This is a genomic window from Holdemania sp. 1001095H_141210_F2 (assembly GCF_015558105.1).
Classification (GTDB): Bacteria; Bacillota_I; Bacilli_A; order Erysipelotrichales; family Erysipelotrichaceae; genus Holdemania.
The window spans coordinates 57,024-75,966 of the sequence record NZ_JADNPO010000011.1; the positions used below are offsets into that span (position 1 = coordinate 57,024).

The following is an 18,943-nucleotide window of genomic DNA, read 5'->3' on the forward strand; positions in this document are numbered from 1 at the left end:
GAGCTTATGCGCACAAAATATTCGTTTTACAATTTTTTGGTGAGCCTGATCACCAGCGTCGCTCTTCCGATTTTCGGATTTATCAAGGTGCGGATGTTCATCGACCTGTACGGCAGCGACCTCAACGGTCTGCAGCTGACGATCATGAACGTCATCACCTTTCTGAATGTCTTTGAGCTGAGCTATTCGCTGGCCTTCCGCCAGCTGTTGTTTAAGCCGCTGGCCGAGAACGACCGGGACCGGGTACTGTCGATCTATAACGGCGCCGTCAAGGTGTTCCGTTTTACCGGCATGGCGGTCTTGGTTGTCGGCGCGCTGACCGCGCTGTTGTTCCCGATGTTCGCCGAATCGCCGCTGGGCTATGGCGAAACGGTAACGATGTTTTTAATCCTTTGTGTTCCTTTTGGTTTGTCTTATTTTCTGATGGGACCAAATTTTGTCATCATCGCCGATCAAAAGGAGTACAAAATCAACATCTGGATCCAGACGATTGCCATTTTGCGGATGGTGCTGATGGTCGGCGTCATCCTGCTGAAGCTGCCGTATATTTACATCTTCTTGATCGAAGGCTTGCAGGTGTTCATCGCCAACTTCATCGCCCGCCGGATCGCTTTGAAAAATTATCCGTGGCTGAAGGAAAACAAACAACTGCCCTATGATGACGCGTTCCAGAAAAACGCCAAGTATACGATTATCCAGCGCCTCTCGACGCTGGCCACCAACAATACGGACAACCTGGTGATCACCTTTTTTATGGGCTACACGATGACCAGCGTCTATGGCTCTTACAGCTATCTGACCGAGTCGGTATCCAAGATCATCAACTCCGCGATCACCTCGCCGATCAACAGCTTCGGCAACCTGTTCAACGATTCCGGCGCGGATTCCTACAGCGTCTTCACGGAGTTCTTTAACTTCGCCGTGTATATCGCCTCGATCATCGGCGTATGCATCTTCGTTGTGATCGGACGGTTCGTTTTGATCTGGATGAAGATGCGGCCGGAGTATTCGGTGACGATTCTGATTGCCTTCCTGTTTGCGATCAATATTTTCTACATGACGATGCGCGAGCCGATCATCATCTGCCGTGACGCCAACGGTTTGTTCAAAGACGCGAAAAACAATGCGTATTTACTGGCGATCTCCAAGGTCGTCCTGTCGATTGTGCTGATCCAGCCGTTAGGGATCGCGGGCGTGCTGGCGGCGACGATGCTGACGAACTGGACCGTTGATTTCTTATACAATCCGGTTCTGGTCTATAAAAAAGTGTTTCATCTGAATCCGCTGCGCTATTACAAGATGGTGTTTACCCGGCTGGGCGTAGCGATCCTGATCGGCGCTGCGGCGTATGCCGGCTGGCAGACCCAGCAGGCGTTTGTGACGTCCTCCACCTTGCATTTCCTGATGGGATGCGTGGCTCTGGGATTGATCGTGTTTGTTGTCTTTACGATTGTTTACTGGTTCTCCTACGCCTCCTTCCGCAAACTGATCCAGCGCGGCTGGCGTTTAATCCGGCATAAGATGAACAAGAACAAAGAGGTGCAGGCATGAAAAAAATGATTCAGTGGCTGTGCGGCTTTTGTCTGTTAGCGGGATTGCTGAGCGGCTGTCATACCAAGTTTATTCAGGATCAGGTGGAGATCTATGCGCCGGAGGATCCGGAGCTGTTCAGCACCGCGGGAATCGACGCGCAGGGCTATCGTCTGGATGCCCAGACCGAACACCGGGTTCAATCGCAGATTCTGCGCAGTTCCAAGAGCTTTACGATTTCGTTCTGGTTTAAACCGGAAGCGAACTTTGAGTGGACGACCTTGCTTTCGATGGGCCGCGACGACCGGCATGTGATGCAGCTGGCGACTTCCGGCAATCCCACCGGCGAGCGCTGCGGACTGAATTATTCGATTCAGTCGGGAAACAAAGCGTACCGGGTTATCTCTGAGAAGGAAGCGACGGTCGAAACCGGCATTTATAACCATATCGTGCTGACCCAGGAGGGCAACACGGTCACATTGTATCTCAACGGCGAGGAAACTGCGTCGGGCAATGTGGCCAAGCAGGTGAAACAGCTGCGGACAGACGAGCTGATCCTTGGCAAAAGTTTGATCTACAACGACCCGCAGGCGGAAGGCAAGTTCCAGGATTTCCAGATTATCAACCAGGCTTGGACCGCCGAGGAGGTCCAGGCGGAGTTTGACCGTTTCTATCCGAAAGCTGTGCTGGATACGTTCCATTTCAGCAATCAGGACGATCTGACCGGCAATCTCTGGTTTGCCGAGAATCCGGTGCGTGATCTGTATTTCAGCTGGTCCAGCGATAAGCCCAAGATCATTACTGATCAAGGCAAGCTGACGAAACCGACGGCGGCGCAGGGCGATCAGGAAGTAACGATCACCGCGAAGGTGGAACATAAAGGGCAGATCTTTACCAAGGACTTCAAATTCGCGGTGCTGGCGGATTCGCCGAAGACGCGTTTAAAGCGTGACCGGATCGCCGTGAATAACGACTTCCAGCCGCTGATGAACGAAAACGATGTGCTGCCGGCTGCGGCGGAAAATGGTTCACTGCTCGAATGGACAGTGCTGTCCGGCGGGATTGAGCTGCAGGAAAACCGGATTGTTAAAACCGCGGCTTCGGAAAAGGTTAACGCCCGGCTGCGGGTTACAATCCGGCAGGGAGAGCTGAGCGAAACAATCGAACGTGATGTCGTCGTGCTTGACGCGTTTACCGGGTATGTGCTTTCCTATTTTAACGGCGAGCTGGGCGAGGAGCGCGGCAAGCTGGCTTACAGCCGCGACGGGCTGCATTGGACTGATCTGAATCAGGGGGAAGCCGTGCTGAGCTCTGAGCTGGGCAATGGCCGGATCCGCGATCCGTTTATCGGCCGGGATCGAGATGGAAATTTTGTGCTGCTGGCAACGGAGGGCTTTGACAATCCGGATATTTATCTCTGGCGCAGTTCGGATTTAGTGACGTTTACCGATCATCAACTGGTGCCGGTTTCACTGTGGGATCCGTTTTTAAAGATGAGCGGGACCCGTGCCTGGGCTCCGGAAATGAGCTACGACCCGCAGCAGGATCTGTATTACATTTATTTCTCTGATCCGACGGAAAAGGATGAAAGCGCGCTGTATTATGTGACGACGCGGGATTTCGAACATTACAGCTATCCGGGCAATTTCTTTAAACCGGGCTATACCGTGATTGACGGAACGGTACTGCAGGCGCAGGGAAAATACTGGTTGTTCTATAAGGATGAACGGAAAGCGGCGCAGACGATTTATTACGCGTCGACGGACGCGCTGTCCAAGCTGTTCGGCGAAGCTTACGATCAGGAATTTCTGTTTCCGCTGCGGTTTATGGAAGGTCCGTTCGTCTTCCCGGTCAATGGTGAAGATCAATATTACCTGTACGAAGACTATTACCCGTACGGAACCTTCCACGTTGCACAGTTCTCAACGCTGGGCGAAGACAGTGATCTGCGCTGGCTGGAAGAATCGGAATATACGCTGCCGAATGAGGATGTCCGTCATGGATCAGCCACGCCGGTGACGGAGAAGGAATTGCAGCGGCTGCTGCAAGCCTATCCGCCAGCTCTGATTGATTAAAATGAAAAAAGTCAGGAAGAGAAAAAACCACTTCTTTGCCTGGCTTTTTAATATGAAAAACTGGAAGCGATGTACGAGAATTCCAGTTCTTTCCTGTGGATGTAAAAACGCATTTCTACTTGAACTTCACAACCCGGTAGCTGTATTGTCCATACGCCGGAATCATCTCCGCAATGACCTCCCGATTCTCAAAGTCGATCTCGCTCATTAAGGAATGGACACTGCCCGTGCCCCAGCCGATCACATAGGTGTCCGCTTCGGTCTTCATCACCGAGCCGGTCGCAAACGAATATTTCCCCGCAACGATCCTTTCCTGAAACGACGTCACGGATCGATTTTTTTCATTCAGCTTGAATTCCAGAATCCGCGTCTGTTCGTTGGCGTTGCCGTTGTCAAACAGAAGCAGCGTTCCCGTATCCGTCAGCTTGGCGTAATGCTGACGGGAGAACCGCTGGTCCTCGGTTAACCCGAAATCATCGCCCAAACCGCCTAAAGTCCAGAGAATCTCGCCGGTCTTCCGGTCGATCTTTAATACCTCGTCCAGATTGCGGAACGAAGCGATCACATGGCCGTCGCTTGGGTCGACGCACAGGCTGTTGATATGCGCATAATCCGCGGCATAATAGAGATCATTCGTGTTGGTATAGTCGTTGTTTTCCACAGATTGTTTTAACAAGGCCGGATAATCGCTGCTGCACCACTCAAAGATGACCTCGTCATCCTGAATTTCCTGAATCAGCGCCGCCTTGATCCGGACATACCGCCGTTCACTGGACATCCATATATTCTGATCCACAGAACCGGTGATCAGATAATGATTTTCTCCCAGCATCAGAAATTCATGATTTTCACACATTCCGCCTGATGGCAGCGCCTTGGAAGGCAGAAGTTCAACTTGTTTAACCGGCTGATATTGATTATCCAGAATGTTGATGTGACCCACTTGCACGCCCCTGTATAACAGATGATTGGAGACATCTGCCGTTGGTTCAAAGAAGGAGTAATAGATAACGCCGTCAATTTCATGTTTTTGAAAGTTCATGACCGAGCCGCTCTTATTATAGAATCCGCGGTAGTAATACAACAGCTGTCCGTCATTATCCATTTTAAAGATGTAGGAATCGCCGTCATCATTCATCAGATCCCCATAGAAATCCCCTTCGCTGCGGCTGTGACCCGTAAACTGCACGGTCGGAAAGCTGTCCGGCAGCGTTTGAATGGTGACGCTGCGTTGGCAGTCTCCTTTGCGGATCGTCAGCGTGGCGGTTGTCTGCGGACTGAGCTGATCCACTTCGATCATGGCCGGGGACGACAGCTTCTGACCATTCCAGCTGAGCTGAAGATTCCGGTCGCTCGTCGTCCAGGTCAGGATGTTCGCCGTCTCACAGCTTAAGGACACTGGCGCGACGATCGGTGCGGTTTGGGAGAGATCCAGCGAGAGCGGAAGGCCATTGATCTGAATTTCCAGATCGCTGGTCGTCAACAGGTCGCCGAGATGGCTGCCGTCAGCGCTGATGCTGACAACACAGCCCGCAGCTTCCTTGGACGAAAAGCCCACAACAGCGAAAAAAAACAAAGCAGCGCCGAATAACCCCCAGGGTAAAATTCGAAGCAGAAGGGATCGATCCAATTTCATGTCTGTTCACCTCATGAAATTATTATAAAAAACAATCATGAATTTCGTGTGAAATATGTCATAAAAATGTAATAATTTCGAAATAAATGTTAAAAAAGAAATTGGCTATCCGCAGCCTGAGAAAAGACTGGGATAAACCAATTTCATGTTTCATACGGGTAATTTTAATCTACAACGGTATCTGCCGCTGGCGTCGCTTTACGAATCACGATCTGATCGTTCAGATACAACTGAATCAAGGCGAGCGCTTCCTGACAGACGCCTTCATCCTCAAACATCACATGATGACCATTTTCAATGATAAACATCTGTTTCTGCGTTGCCGGCATCCGTGAAAACGCGATTTTGGAACTCTGCGGGGAGACAATCCCATCTTGAGAACCATGAATTAACAACACCGGGCAGGTGAGCCGTGAAGCATAAGGCCGGAATTGAACGACCACGTCGATCAGCGTCTGAAAGAAATTCGCAGGCAGGCCGTTGAAGTTGGCGATCTCCTGCGGCGAATCCAGATGCGTGAAATGCGTGATCAGCGACGCCAGAATATTTCCGGTATTTTTCAGATTGATCAGATCGAAGGCTGGCGCGACCAGAATCAGCTTTTCCACCGGAAGCATCGAGGCGATCCAGCTGGCGATCACGCCGCCCATCGAAAATCCGCCCAGGATGACCTGACGTTGTTTTAACAGTTCCTTCTCAACGACGTGCAGCGCCCGGTTGGCCCACAGGATTCCGTTGGAATCCCTGGGATCTTCGGGATCGAAAAGCTCGGGCATGAGAATATCGTAATCATGTTCAAACGCTTTTTGAAACGCCTCCAGCTCGCCTGTCCGTTTTCTTCCAAAGCCATGCAGGAAGATGATGACCGGCCGTTTGGCGCGCGTTCCTTTCAGCTGTTTTTCAAGAATCATTTTGTTTCCTCCAATTTTGTCCTATTATATCATACAAACATTGGGAATCCCTCTTTTTTGTGCTAAAATGAAGGTCGGGAAAAGGTCTTAACAGAAAGGCAGGAATGAGGGTTGAATTGTAACAACAAGTATGATGTCGTCATCATCGGCGGCGGCATCGGCGGACTGATGTGCGCTTATCGCATTGCCGAGCGGGATCCAAAGGCGTCGGTTTTGCTTCTGGAGCGAGGATTGGATTTAGAGCATCGCCAGTGTCCGATCATTTCAGGAAAGGCGGATAAATGCCTGAAATGCGAGCCTTGCGCCGTAATGGAAGGCATCGCCGGGGCCGGCGCGTTTTCCGATGGCAAGTATATCATTTCAACGGAATACGGCGGATGGCTGCCGGATTTCATGGAACCGGCCAAGGTCATGGATTATATCGAACAGGCGGATCAGGTGCTGATGCGCTTTGGGGCGCAGAAGGAACGGTTTGTGCCAAACGATGAATTAAAGCAGCTTTGCCTGCGCTACGATCTGCACATGCAGCAGGCGCAGCTGAAGCATTTGGGAACGGACGCCAACCTGAAGACGATGCAGCGCTTAGTCGACGATCTGAAGCAGCGCGTTCAGATTGAAACGCTGTGCACCGTCACGGATGTCAACAAGGAAACCCACGAGGTCTTCTTTACTCACCGCGGCAGGCAATACAGTGTCGTCGGCGATAAAGTGGTCTTTGCGGTCGGCCGGGCCGGCAGCCGGGTTTTCCTGGACTGGTGCAAGCGCAACGGCGTGGCCTGCGCGAACAATCAGGTCGATATCGGCGTGCGCGTCGAATTGCCGGCGATGGTGTGGGAACACTTCTCCAGGAAAATTTATGAGCCGAAGATCCTGTACCGCTCGAAAGCATATGGCGATACGACGCGGATGTTCTGCTTCAATGAGCGTGGCTTGGTCGTTACGGAGAATACCGACGGCGTGCTGACGGTCAACGGCCATGCATACAAGGAGCTCGACCGCAAGACGGACAATTCCAACTTCGCTCTGCTCTGCACGATCCGGTTTACTGAACCGTTTAACGATCCGATTGATTATGCCCGCTACGTCGCGTCGCTGGCGAATAAGATTTCCGGCGGCAGCGTACTCGTGCAGCGCTTAGGCGATCTGGAAAGCGGCCGGCGTACGGATGAGAAACGCTTGAAGCAGTCGACGGTCAGACCGACGCTGAACGCCGTGCCGGGCGATCTGAGCCTGTGCATGCCGAAGCGCCAGCTTGACAACATCATTGAAACGCTGCACGCGCTCGATAAAGTCGCGCCGGGTACCGCAAACTATGATACGCTGCTGTACGGCGTGGAATGCAAGTATTACTCCGCCCGTCCGGACTGTGTTGACTTTGAGATCAAAGACTGTCCGGGAATTTACGCTTTAGGCGACGGCGCAGGCTTTACCCGCTCGCTGTCCCAGGCGGCGGCCAACGGGCTGATCATCGGCGAAATTTTGACTAAAAAATAAATCAATTCCATTGCCGAAGGCCCATAAATTGACTATAATGAACATGAAAGAAAGAGGGAGTAAAATTATGTCAGAAGAAAAAGTATTAGTTGAAGTTTCCGCACGGCACATCCACCTGACCGATGCCGACGTTGAAGCTTTGTTCGGTCCAGGATACAAATTAACGGTCAAGAAGGAGCTGTCTCAGCCAGGTCAGTTCGCTTCCAATGAGAAGGTAACGATCAAGGGTGAGCGCGGCGAAATGAAGCTGTCCGTTCTGGGACCAACCCGTCCTGAAACGCAGGTTGAGCTGTCGTTGACGGATGCGCGCACGGTCGGTGTGAAAGCGATGATCCGCGAATCCGGCGATATCGAAGGCACACAGGGCATCACGATCATCGGTCCGGCCGGCTCGATCGAGGTTTCCAAAGGCGTGATCGCGGCGAAGCGGCATATTCACATGACCCCGGCCGATGCTGAAAAGTACGGCGTAACCAACGGTCAGATCGTTTCCGTTAAGATTGATACCGATGGCCGCAGCCTGACCTTCGGCGATACGGTTGTCCGCGTTTCTGAAAAGTACGCGCTGGCGATGCATATTGATACCGATGAAGCCAATGCAGCGGCGATTTCCGGTTCCGCCATGGGCGAAATCATCAAATAAGACATCAGGATTTCAATCTTGTCTATCCCTTGAAAAAGCGGCGAGTCCGCTTTTTTTTGTGTGATTGGATGTTTGTCTGATCCTGAGCTTGCGCGTTCCCTCCGCAGCAGCGCCGCCTGCTCTGCCAAACAAGGCTCTGAATAGACAATTCCCATAAAGTGCGGCGAAGCAAAAAAAGAAAACCGGGATTTCCGGTTTTCCATGAGGAGGATTGTTTTACTGGGATGGTTGAGCTTTGCTTATTCCGTCTCCATCTCCGTCTCTGTCTCTGTTTCCGGCTGGCTTTGATTGGCGATCACCAGATTGCTGCAAAGCCATTTGCCGCTGACGTTTAAGAACGTCATCTGATACGTGTTGGAATAAGTCTGTGACTTCTCGCCTTCAATCGTGACGACGTAGTCGAATGAGATCGTGCCGGTGAAACCGACGTCCTCGCCATAGCTGATCAGATCGCTGATATGCATGTTATCGAAACGATACGAATCATGGGTGGAGAAGTACCGGTTGACAAAGCTGGAGATCGCTTTGTAATAATCTGTGCGGCGGTATAAATACTGCTGCAGATCAGAGAAGCGGGTGTCCTCGGAAATGTACTTCGCATAGGTCATCGCGGTGTCGCGGATGCGTGTCCGCATAATCTCTTCCATCGCTCCGCCCGGTTTTTCGGCGATATAGAAGCGATCCTGCAGCGCGTCCTTGACGACGCTGTATTTTGTATCGTCCTGAGTCGTAACGGCCGGGACGGTGACCAGATTGTCGATGTGATAACGGGTAACCAGCGGCGCCTGATTCAGATCGAATAAATTGGAATAGGCGTCGGAGCTGACGTTGCGCTCACTGATGTAATGCTCATTCAGCCGGATTCCGTTGACATAAACCTGCGCATCGCCGAAGACCTCGATGTAGAAATTGCGCGCGTCGATGACCGTCCGCACATTCCATTGCCGGGCCTCTTCATTGTAGATCAGCTCCAGCGTCGAGATTTTCTGCTTGTCGACGATCATGTCGTAATAGAGGAAGGTATCATTGGAGTAAGCCTTTTTGGAGAATACCGCCTTTTTCAGATTGACGTCCTCATAGATCGACTTCAGATACTCGATATAGGGCTCTTTCTCATTGAACTGCGTGAAGATCACGGTTGAGTTTTCATAAATCTTATCATAGTTGTTTGCCTGAAGCAGGTGAACGTAAGCGCTCATCGCGCCGTTGGGCGTACTTTTTTCGTAGTTTTCCAATACCTTCCACGTCAGAAACATGATCGCGCTGCCCAGAATCATCAAGGCTAAAAACAGTTTGAGCAGAAAGTAGAGGAACTGCTGGTTTGAAGAATTGATCTTCCTGCGCTCACGCTCGGAAGCTTCGCGAATCCGCTCGACCGATAAATGCCACAGATCGGTGGTTTCCTGTTTCCCGCCGATATGGCCTTCGGGACTGTGATGCAGGACGGCTTCGGTTTTCTTCTTTTTTTTCTTAACCGGCTGATCGGCCGCTTTAGCCGGTTTTGCCGGCCGCTTGGCGGTCTGGCTGCCTGCGGGTCTTGTCTTTTTCGGCGCGGCCGCGGTTTTTTTTTGTTCGTCGTTGTTGCTCATGAGGCCCTCCTATTATTTCACGATAAAGGCGGTCGGCACTTTGCGGTCGCCGTTCATGGAAACCACGTTGTTGATAATCTGACCGTCGTAGACCATGACGGACGAAGAACCGCCGTCCAGGTTCGCCGCATTCATTGCGCCGTATTGGGTCATGATGTCGATGCAGTCGGAATAGGAAGCGCCCAGACTGGTCGTCTGCCGTCCGTCGATGACTAACAACAGCACCGCGCCGTCTTCCCGCTGGCCGATGACAGTGCGCGGATTCACGCCGCCGCCGGTGCCGGTAACTTCAACCGGAACATAGTTGACGATGAAGATCGGTTTAAAAGTAACGGCGTCGCGCAGGCCGTATTCCAGCGCCTGCCGCCCTGTCATGTTGCCCACGATCAGTTTGTTCTGTTCATTGAAGCCGATGACCGAATTGTAATCATCCAGACTGCCGCTGACCAGCTCGCCGTCCTGAATGACGATGCCGTAAGGAATTCCGCCGGTTCCCTGACCGTTGGGATCGTCGAAGCCTCCGGCGTTGATGCCGGCGATCGCGTCGTTCGCCTTGACGTATTCCTCCACGAAGTACCCCTCGTTGCCATTGCCCAGGTCGGAATTGACCGCCAGATGGATTCGCGAAGGATCGTAGACGATCATCAGCTTCCCCTCATAGGTCGGACCCTTGATATCAATAATTTCAATTTTATCTTTCTTGCTTTCGTCAATCACGAAATCCGTTTCCGAATCGGTGATTTCATCCGTGTCGCTGACGGAGTTGCGGTTCATGATCGTTTCCATTTCCTCTTCCGAGAAAAACAGCCGGGCGATACTCTTTAACGTCCGGGTTTCCATCATCGTGCTCGTCAGCAGGTTGCTGACGGTGACTGACGGCCCTTTCAGCACGATCATAGCCGAGCCGTAAACCGTGATCATGCCGGCCAGGACAAAAACACCGGCGATCATATATGTTTTCTGTAAAATCGTAAAGGGTTTGATTTTCCGCGTGCGGTTTCGCTTTCGCTTTGCCACCCAATCCCACCTTTCTATCTGTTGGAACTTTTAGATTAATTGATCCGGCGAAAGTTTACATTCCGGCTCAGATCAGGCTTTTTAACAGATTCGTGTATCATTATAGTATAAAAGAGAGAAATTGTCATAGGAAAAAGCTTTCATTCCGCGAACACTTTTGTAAGGATCGGGCTATTTCAGAAACGGCAGCCATTTGCGGATGATCGCCGTCATGATCATCGTCAAGGGGAAAACAAAGCAAAACCGCACCGCGCCGTTGGTTAAATACAAGGAACCCAGCAAGATTTCGCCCAGCTCCAGAAACATCGCATGACAAAAATAAATGACGGTGCTCGACTCGCGCAAAGCTTTGAAGTTCAGTTTCCAGTTCAGTGGGATCCGTAATAATCCCGCGAACCAGTATAACGTAAACGGCACTGTCATGAAATACATGTTGTAATCCAGCGCCCAGTGAAAATGCCGCACGGTAAACGCCTCGATCACCAGCAGCCCAAACGCCGCGGCCGCCTTGGCAAACGGATGGCGGATCGCTTCTACCCGGTTCTGATCAGCCAGCGCCATGCCCAGCGCGACAAACAGCACACCGAAGAACAGGCCGTTGCGGGTCGTGAACATCAACAGAAAGTACGTGTTGACTGACTGCAGCAGGATTTCATTAGTGATCAGTCCGTGGTAGGTTTCGATCAAACCGAATAAAAACAACACGCCGCCGGTGATCAATAAAGCCTTCATTGAAAATTTTTTTAAAAACAGATGACAGAACACCATCGCGAAGATCAGCGCCGACATATACCACAGATGAAAGTAGGTGCCGATGTTGAACAGCGCGATCGGCAAGGCCGCCAGCCACAGCGCGCCGCTGATTTCCATCATGGTGCCCAGCTTGTGCATGCCGAAGGGGATGTAAATCACACTCCAGATCAGATACAGCTTGACTAACCGCTTGATATAGCTGCGGAAGTAATTCTCATCCTTGTGGCAGCGGCCGATCTGCATGAAATATCCGGCCGAAATAAAGAAAAACGGAATGACGATTCTTCCTAATATATTGCTTGTCACAAAGCCGAGATCCGGCCAGACTTCATAGAAGGGATAAGTGTGAACGACGATGACGAGGAAAGCACAGATAAATTTCATCATGTCGACGGCAGGATACTGACGGGTTTTGGCAGAGGTCATGGTATCGCTCCTTTAATCTACTCTGTTTTCATTAGGATACCACATTTAGGAAACCGGTGGGAATAAAACCTTCAGCTCTGAAAGAAAGATGAAAGAATTAAAGCCGGAAAGCGTCTGAATTGACTTTCTGCGCCGCTTTCTTTACAATGAATTCATAAAGTTAAATAAATCTAACAAACTCAAGGAGGAGTGAAGATGAATGCAATAGCTTATGCGGCCCTGGGCACCGGATTTACGTTTCTTCTGACTTCGGCCGGCGCGGCGGTCGTCTTCTTTTTCAAAAATCAGGTAGGCGGGAATATCCAGAAGGGATTTCTTGGCTTCGCGGCGGGCGTGATGGTCGCGGCTTCGGTGTGGTCGCTTTTAATCCCGGCGATCAGCGAGGCGGAGGCGATGGGCTTGATCGGCTGGGTTCCGGCGGCGATCGGCTTTGTCGCAGGCGGCGTGTTCCTGTATGCTCTGGATCATCTGCTTCCGCATCTGCATCTGGAAGAGAAACAGCCGGAAGGGCTGAGCAGCAGCTGGAAGAAGACGACGTTGCTGGTTTCCGCGGTGACGCTGCACAACATCCCCGAAGGCATGGCCGTCGGTCTGGCGTTCGCGATGGCGGCCCAGCATCAGGATCCGGCGATGATGTCGGCGGCGATGGCGCTGGCGATCGGCATCGGGATTCAGAATTTTCCCGAGGGCGCGGCGATTTCGCTGCCGCTGCGGCAGGAAGGCTTCAGCCGTTTTAAAGCATTTCTGTACGGGAGCTTGTCGGGGATTGTCGAACCGATCTTCGGGATTTTGACAGTGCTGGCAGCTTCGCAGATCGCCGGATTGATGCCGTGGCTGCTTTCGTTTGCGGCTGGGGCGATGATCTTTGTCGTCGTCGAGGAACTGGTTCCTGAAGCCCACCTGAGCGAGCATACTCATATTGGCACGCTCGGCTTCATGCTTGGCTTTCTGATCATGATGATTCTCGACGTCGCGCTGGGCTGAGCGAAGAAATAAAGAATGCTCGACAAGGCAGGAACGCTGACTTTTTCATTGCAGAAATAACCGGCAGGACAACCCCGGCGGCTGATGATGCCGTCCGTCCTGTCTTTTCTTTTTTGTTTGCGGTATAATGGAAAAAAATAAGGAGTGAAAAGATATGGATTGCGAATGGAGTAAAAGAACCTCGGATTTTTTAAGCATGACGCTGGCGAAGGACTATACGTCGGTTTCGTATGCTTTGCAGGTCAATGGCGAACTGGTCGCTGCGGACGCCCTGGGTTGGCAGGATCAGCCGGAAAACGTGAAGGCGGACACGCGCTGCACTTACAACGTGGCTTCGGTATCGAAGATTTACTGCACGGCGGCGGTGATGGTATTAGTCCAGCGGGGTCTGGTGGATCTGGATACGCCGGTCGTTCAGTATGTGCCGGATTTTAAAATGCTCGATGACGATTATAAGAAAATCACGGTGCGGCATTTGTTAAACCATGCCAGCGGTCTGCCGGGAACGCAGTGGAAGGGCTTTTCCGTCACCGCGCAGACAGAGCGGGATTATTATAAAGAAGTGCTCGACTATCTGGCGGTCAGTCATCTGAAAGCGCAGCCGGGCGAATATTCGGTTTACTGCAATGACGGCTTCACGTTGGCGGAAATTGTCGTGGCACGCGTCAGCAATCAGCGCTACTGCGATTTTCTGCGTGAGAACATCACCGCTTTAATCGGCGCCGAATCAACCCGCACGATTGAAGACCGCAATCCGGAATATCCGTTGGTCCATGAAAAGAAGAAACCGGCCGAGCTGTTGTTAGTCGAAGGCGCGGGCGGATTGACGACGTCGATGATCGATTTGTGCAAGTTCGGTAAGCTGTTCCTCTCTGAAAATCCTATTCTGACGGAAACGTCCAAGCAGGAAATGGCAAAGAAACAGGGCGTTTCCTTTCTGCCGCAGGATCAGAAAAGCCCATCTTATGGCTTAGGCTGGGATACGGTGTGTTTCAGCGATCCGGATTTTGACCTGGGCGAAGGCGTGCTGCGCAAGGGCGGCAACAGCTTTCAGTTTACCTCCCAGCTGATCGTCATCCCGAAGTACAACGCCGTGCTGGCAATCAGCGAAACGCATGACTGCAAGATCGACGTCACGCAGGCCGCGCTGCATATTTTAGCGCAGTGGCTGCTGGAAAAACGGGGAATTTCGATTTACCGCCGGGCACAGGCAATTCCGCAGGCAATTTCCGACGCCTTCAGCGGAACGTATCTGATGCCCAGCGCGATTGCCAAGGTCGCGATGCGGGGCGCCATCGCTCACTTTCAGGACACGCCGTTAAAAGCTCAGGCCTATCCGTGGGAAACCTACTTACGCTATGACGGAAGCCGCTGGATCGCCAGTGAAAAGGTGAATTATTTCTTTGCCGAAGCGCAGGGCGACCTGTATCTGATGAGCGGGATGAACGGTCAGACCTATCCGGTCGCAATGAAGGCGAAAGCCTTCAGCCCGTTAAGCGAAACATGGAAACAACGGCTGGATCATCCGTATGTCGTTGTCAATCCGACGCCGGAGGATTTAGTCATCGGGGAGATCATGACCGGTTTTCGTCTGCAGGCGCTGCCGGACTTCGACGGCGTCCTCGTCGCTTCATTCAGCGGACGGCAGGGCAGTGATGTGTACAGCGGCGGCTTTGACGGCAGCTTTATACCGGCGGACGAAAATCATGGCCGGGGTTTCCTGCGCACCCCATGCAACGGCAGCCGGGATCTGATCGATCCGTATTTCTTCACGCAGAAAGAGGCGGAATTCTGCGATGTCGCGTCCTACCGCTATCAGCGGGCAGACACGCTGCCGGTCTATGAAGGGCAGGGCTTTGCCGATCAGCCGCAGACGTTCCGTCTGGATCATCGCTTTGATGGTACGCTGAGCGTTCCGGAAGGCCGGCGTCTGATGGTGCTGGATAACGATCTCAACGTAATCGGGGATACCTTAAGCGATGAAAAGATCCAGCCGGCAGAGGCGGGCTACCTGCTTTTGATCTGATGCTCAGAATTTTCACAATTTTCTTTTTACGTAAAAGGACAGGCGGAGGATTTTGTCAGCCATGTGAGGCTGGCGGTGAGAAAGGAAAGTAAAACGCTGAGCGGCAAGGTTCATTCCAGCCGTTCAGCGCTTTTTGCATTGTTTTTTAGCGAGTGAGATTTTTTAAATTCTTATGAAAAACAGACGATATGCCTTCTTCTCATTAAAATACTTGTTTTTTATGATCTGCTTTATATAAGGCGGTCTTGAAATTTGAAGGCATTCGCCTGACCATCAGGCGGCTCGCTGTCTGCTTGCGGCAGATAAACTGGTTGGAAACTTGCACCATCCGTCTCACATCAAATTCTGAGTCTTAAGCGTGCGCAAAGCCGCCGTCGTGAGTTGTTTTGGCTTGGTACAAGGCGGCGTCCGCGGTTTTCGCCAGCTGAGCGTAATTGCTTCCCCGGCGTGCGATCACCGCACCGGCGGATAAGGTGATGTTCGGCATGTGCCGGCGGGCGGATTCTGCTATCAACGTCGCGTTGATATCGCCGACGATCTTTTCGGCAACGGTGTAATCCTGCGTATTCGCGATAAAGATTGCAAATTCATCGCCATGCAGACGCGACGCAGAGTCCACGGTTCGAATACGGCCGATGATCATCTGCGCGGCCAGCTTGATTACCTCGTCGCCCATCTGATGCCCGTAATTGTCATTGATCGTCTTGAAGTGATCGCCATCCAACAGGATCAGAATACCGCTGTCGGTTTCCTGCATGCTCTGAATCTGATCTGTCACGTTCTGCCGGAACGATTTAAAATTCATCATGCCGGTCAAGTCGTCGATGGCCGCCGCTTTCTGCGCGGCTTTCAAGGCGATTTCCAGACGTTTCTGCGTCTGGCCCAGCTCGACGTAGGCCTGCTGCAGCTCGCGGGTGTTCCATTCCTTGCGGATGCGGCTCAATCCGTAAACCAGCACCAGTTCCAGCAATAAGAACGGAAGCAGCCAGACCTGCGCGGTTGCGGCGAGCATCGCGCCCAGCGGGACCAGAATCAGGATCTGATAATCTTTCCCGGGACTCAGATAACCATAAACCTGTTGGGAACCCAGCTTGATCAACATGGCCTGCTGCGGCCGGGCGAGCAGCTTTTGGAAACCGGCGTCCCCTTGTTGGCGGAAGTGGGCGAAGGCTTCGGCGGCGTCGGCTTGTTCTTTGGCTTTCTGCCACGCTTCAGTGCCTTCTTCCAACGTTTTGACCGCAGCCTGCGCCTGCTGCAGGGCAGCGGGGGCAAGAGCGGCGTTTGGACTCAGTGTGCTGCCCAGATATGTTTCTTCCGTACTCCCGATAATCGTGCCATTGGCGTCGTAGACCAACAGCTGTTCGTGCGCATAGCTGCCTAGCTCGCTGACTAACCGCTGGATATTGCCCATTTTGATATCGTAGGCGAAGACCGTTTTCTGATCCGGCTGCAGCTGCGAGATCGTCGAAAGAATATAATGGTTGGCATAGCTCATGTAGGGTGGCGTGAAGACGATCGCGCCCTGACCCTTGACGGCATTCTGATACCAGGGCCTGTCCTGCGGCCGGTAACCGGTGCTCTCATATTGCGAATACGGCGTATCCCAGCTGTAAAGATAGCGGTCCTGATACACCATGTAAACACCGTCGAAGGTGTCGCCCTCAATCGCCGCCAGCGGCCGGTCCAACGTTTTCAGATGGTCCCAGATGAAATCAGGATCCGGATGATCGCTTACGGTTTGCTGAAGCAGCTGCGCAAACAACTGGAATGAATGAGTGTAATCTGCCATGACGCTGCCGAGTTTTTCCTGAGCCTGCTCCCCATGATGCGTTAAGACTTGCTGAACGTGGCGTGATTCCTGGACGGCGATTAAACTGCCGGCGATCAGATTCACACCGAGGAAAAACAGAACGAGAACAAGCTGACGGTGCTGTACTTTGCTTTTTGACGCTTTCAATGAAACTCCCCCTTATTATAAAACACAGAAACGGCCCGGTTCGCGAGGCGATGCAGGAAAACGACAGCCATCGACATCCGGACGGCAGAAAAACAGAAGATGAGATATTGTATAAAAATCGGAGGGATCAAGATAATTTAATCATAGACCTTTGTTAGAAAAAAAGCCAATTTATTCTTACGTTATTTGAAATTTGTTCGATTACGAGCACATTTTAGCTTTTTTAAGGAAGTCAAAGAGACTGGATTACAAAATCCCCGGTCCCCGCAAAGAAAAAAAGTAAACGCTTTCTTCTATTCCCTATATCTAACCCTTCCTCATCTAGTGTTTATCCATAATAGTTCTATGTTAATCCATACTGTGTGAAGCAGACGGCTGTCCCGCCCCGCTTTGACATGCTATGCTAAAAACATCACAGGGAGGAAAAATTATGAAAAAATGGACTCGGCTTCTGGCCGCAGCCGTACTGTTGATATCCGCAGCGGCGTGCAGCACTCCGGAAGCCAAAACCGAAACGTTGGAAGGCAAAGGCAACGGGTTCGGTGGTTTGATCACCGTCACTGTAACGCGCAAAGATGGCAAGATCACAGACGTCAAGGCGGTGGGCGATCAGGAGACGCAGGGAATCGGCTCCCAGGCGATCGAACAGCTGCCGCAGGCGATCGTCAAGGCGAACTCCACCGACGTCGATAATGTCAGCGGAGCGACGTTCTCCAGTCAGGGAATTAAAGACGCAGTCAACAACGCGCTGGATCCGCAGACCTATCCGTATGTGGCAAAGGCGGAAAAAGAAGAACAGCCGAAGGAAGTCGTGGCATCCGATCTGAATCAGGGACTTGCGATCGTATCCAACGGCCGGTTAGGTCCGGGCAAGGATGATCAGGAAGTCTCCGTTTACAGCTTCAACGAAGTGGTGCTGAACGCTTTATTTGATAAGGACGGCAAGATTCTGGATCTGAATATCGACGAGCTGGAAGTTGCAACGCCGAATTATGACGGTGCGGATATGCCGCAGTTCTCCGGTTTCCCGGGTCAGGGTGGCTATAACTATGATGAAAATCACGATGGCAAGGTCGAAGGTAAGACAGCTGACAGCGAGGAACAGTTCTTGGCTGAGTTTGATACCTGGAAGACCAAGCGCGAACGCGGCGAGAGCTATAAGCTCAACAGCGGTACCTGGGCGAGTGAGATGGATGTTTTTGAACAGCTGTTTGTCGGTAAGACGGTCGCGGAAGTGGAAGACTGGTTTGCCAAGTACACCGATGCCAACGGCCGGCCATTGCAGGCGGAAGCCAAGAGCGATGAGGACAAGGCAAAATTCAGCGCGTTGAGCGATGAGGAAAAGAAGATGCTGGAAGACGTCCGCACCGGCGCGACGATCTCTTTAAAAGATGCGCACGGCGATTTTATTACGGCATTGAAAAAAGCGTATGAACTGCGCCAGCCGTTAGACGTCAGGGAAGCCGCGGCGGAAGGGCTGGGCGTCGCTTCCAACGGCCGTGTCGGACCGGGCAAGGATGATCAGGAGGTTCAGGTTTACAGCTTTAATACGCTGGTGGCCAGCGCGTTGTTTGATGCGGAAGGCCGGATCGTATCGTTGAAGCTGGATGAACTGGAAGTCGCGACGCCGAATTACGACGGTGCGGATATGCCGCAGTTCTCCGGATTCCCGGGGCAAGGCGGATACAACAACGATGAAAATCACGACGGCAAGGTCGAAGGCAAGACAGCCGACAGTGAGGAACAGTTCTTGGCTGAGTTTGATACCTGGAAGACCAAGCGCGAACGCGGCGAGAGCTATAAGCTCAACAGCGGCACCTGGGCGAGCGAAGCCGATGTGTTTGAGAAGCTGTTTGTCGGCAAGACGGTCGCGGAAGTGGAAGACTGGTTTGCCAAGTATAC

13 protein-coding genes are annotated in these 18,943 nt (G+C 52.1%); 7 read left to right on the top strand and 6 right to left on the bottom strand.

From position 1 onward, the window contains the following. Window positions 1-6: 6 nt before the first annotated feature. A complete protein-coding gene (locus tag I2G61_RS08750) occupies window positions 7-1,551 on the top strand; it encodes a hypothetical protein (protein WP_195548175.1) in 1,545 nt (514 codons plus the stop codon). Continuing rightward, window positions 1,548-3,605: a LamG-like jellyroll fold domain-containing protein gene (locus tag I2G61_RS08755; RefSeq protein WP_195548176.1), complete on the top strand. Its 2,058-nt coding sequence runs from the start codon at window positions 1,548-1,550 to the stop codon at window positions 3,603-3,605. The genes I2G61_RS08750 and I2G61_RS08755 overlap by 4 nt, the downstream gene beginning before the upstream one ends. Window positions 3,606-3,720: 115 nt before the next feature. Here I2G61_RS08755 and I2G61_RS08760 read toward each other — a convergent pair whose 3' ends face one another. Together I2G61_RS08760 and I2G61_RS08765 are read right to left on the bottom strand one after the other, a co-directional pair. Beyond that, a complete protein-coding gene (locus I2G61_RS08760; protein ID WP_195548177.1) occupies window positions 3,721-5,241 on the bottom strand; it encodes an arylsulfotransferase family protein in 1,521 nt (506 codons plus the stop codon). Window positions 5,242-5,405: 164 nt separating this feature from the next. Next, window positions 5,406-6,152, bottom strand: a complete 747-nt coding sequence (locus tag I2G61_RS08765) for a carboxylesterase (protein WP_195548178.1) — start codon at window positions 6,150-6,152, stop codon at window positions 5,406-5,408. 111 nt (window positions 6,153-6,263) lie between these two features. On the opposite strand from I2G61_RS08765, the gene I2G61_RS08770 reads away from it, so the two are divergent. Continuing rightward, complete coding sequence (locus I2G61_RS08770; RefSeq protein WP_195548179.1) at window positions 6,264-7,646, top strand: NAD(P)/FAD-dependent oxidoreductase; 1,383 nt, start codon at window positions 6,264-6,266, stop codon at window positions 7,644-7,646. A 67-nt stretch (window positions 7,647-7,713) separates the two neighbouring features. Next, window positions 7,714-8,289 (top strand): phosphate propanoyltransferase, encoded by a 576-nt coding sequence (pduL, locus tag I2G61_RS08775; protein ID WP_072686052.1) that lies wholly within the window; start codon window positions 7,714-7,716, stop codon window positions 8,287-8,289. A gap of 239 nt (window positions 8,290-8,528) precedes the next feature. Here the strand turns inward: pduL and I2G61_RS08780 are convergent, their stop codons facing one another. From I2G61_RS08780 to I2G61_RS08790, 3 genes are all read right to left on the bottom strand, one after another. Continuing rightward, window positions 8,529-9,878: a hypothetical protein gene (locus I2G61_RS08780; RefSeq protein WP_195548180.1), complete on the bottom strand. Its 1,350-nt coding sequence runs from the start codon at window positions 9,876-9,878 to the stop codon at window positions 8,529-8,531. A gap of 12 nt (window positions 9,879-9,890) precedes the next feature. Then, a complete protein-coding gene (locus I2G61_RS08785; protein WP_234973205.1) occupies window positions 9,891-10,895 on the bottom strand; it encodes a phosphodiester glycosidase family protein in 1,005 nt (334 codons plus the stop codon). Between the two features lie 171 nt (window positions 10,896-11,066). Continuing rightward, a complete protein-coding gene (locus I2G61_RS08790) occupies window positions 11,067-12,074 on the bottom strand; it encodes an acyltransferase (RefSeq protein ID WP_072686055.1) in 1,008 nt (335 codons plus the stop codon). Window positions 12,075-12,269: 195 nt separating this feature from the next. On the opposite strand from I2G61_RS08790, the gene I2G61_RS08795 reads away from it, so the two are divergent. Together I2G61_RS08795 and I2G61_RS08800 are read left to right on the top strand one after the other, a co-directional pair. Beyond that, a complete protein-coding gene (locus tag I2G61_RS08795; protein WP_072686057.1) occupies window positions 12,270-13,058 on the top strand; it encodes a ZIP family metal transporter in 789 nt (262 codons plus the stop codon). Between the two features lie 154 nt (window positions 13,059-13,212). Further along, window positions 13,213-15,084: a serine hydrolase gene (locus I2G61_RS08800; RefSeq protein ID WP_195548181.1), complete on the top strand. Its 1,872-nt coding sequence runs from the start codon at window positions 13,213-13,215 to the stop codon at window positions 15,082-15,084. A 352-nt stretch (window positions 15,085-15,436) separates the two neighbouring features. On the opposite strand, the gene I2G61_RS08805 is transcribed toward I2G61_RS08800, so the two are convergent. Continuing rightward, window positions 15,437-17,041, bottom strand: coding sequence for a sensor domain-containing diguanylate cyclase (locus I2G61_RS08805; protein WP_072686061.1), 1,605 nt, complete (start codon window positions 17,039-17,041; stop codon window positions 15,437-15,439). A gap of 430 nt (window positions 17,042-17,471) precedes the next feature. Here I2G61_RS08805 and I2G61_RS08810 point away from each other — a divergent pair. Then, window positions 17,472-18,943: FMN-binding protein (locus I2G61_RS08810; protein ID WP_229100721.1), on the top strand; the 1,472-nt coding region annotated here is incomplete at its 3' end.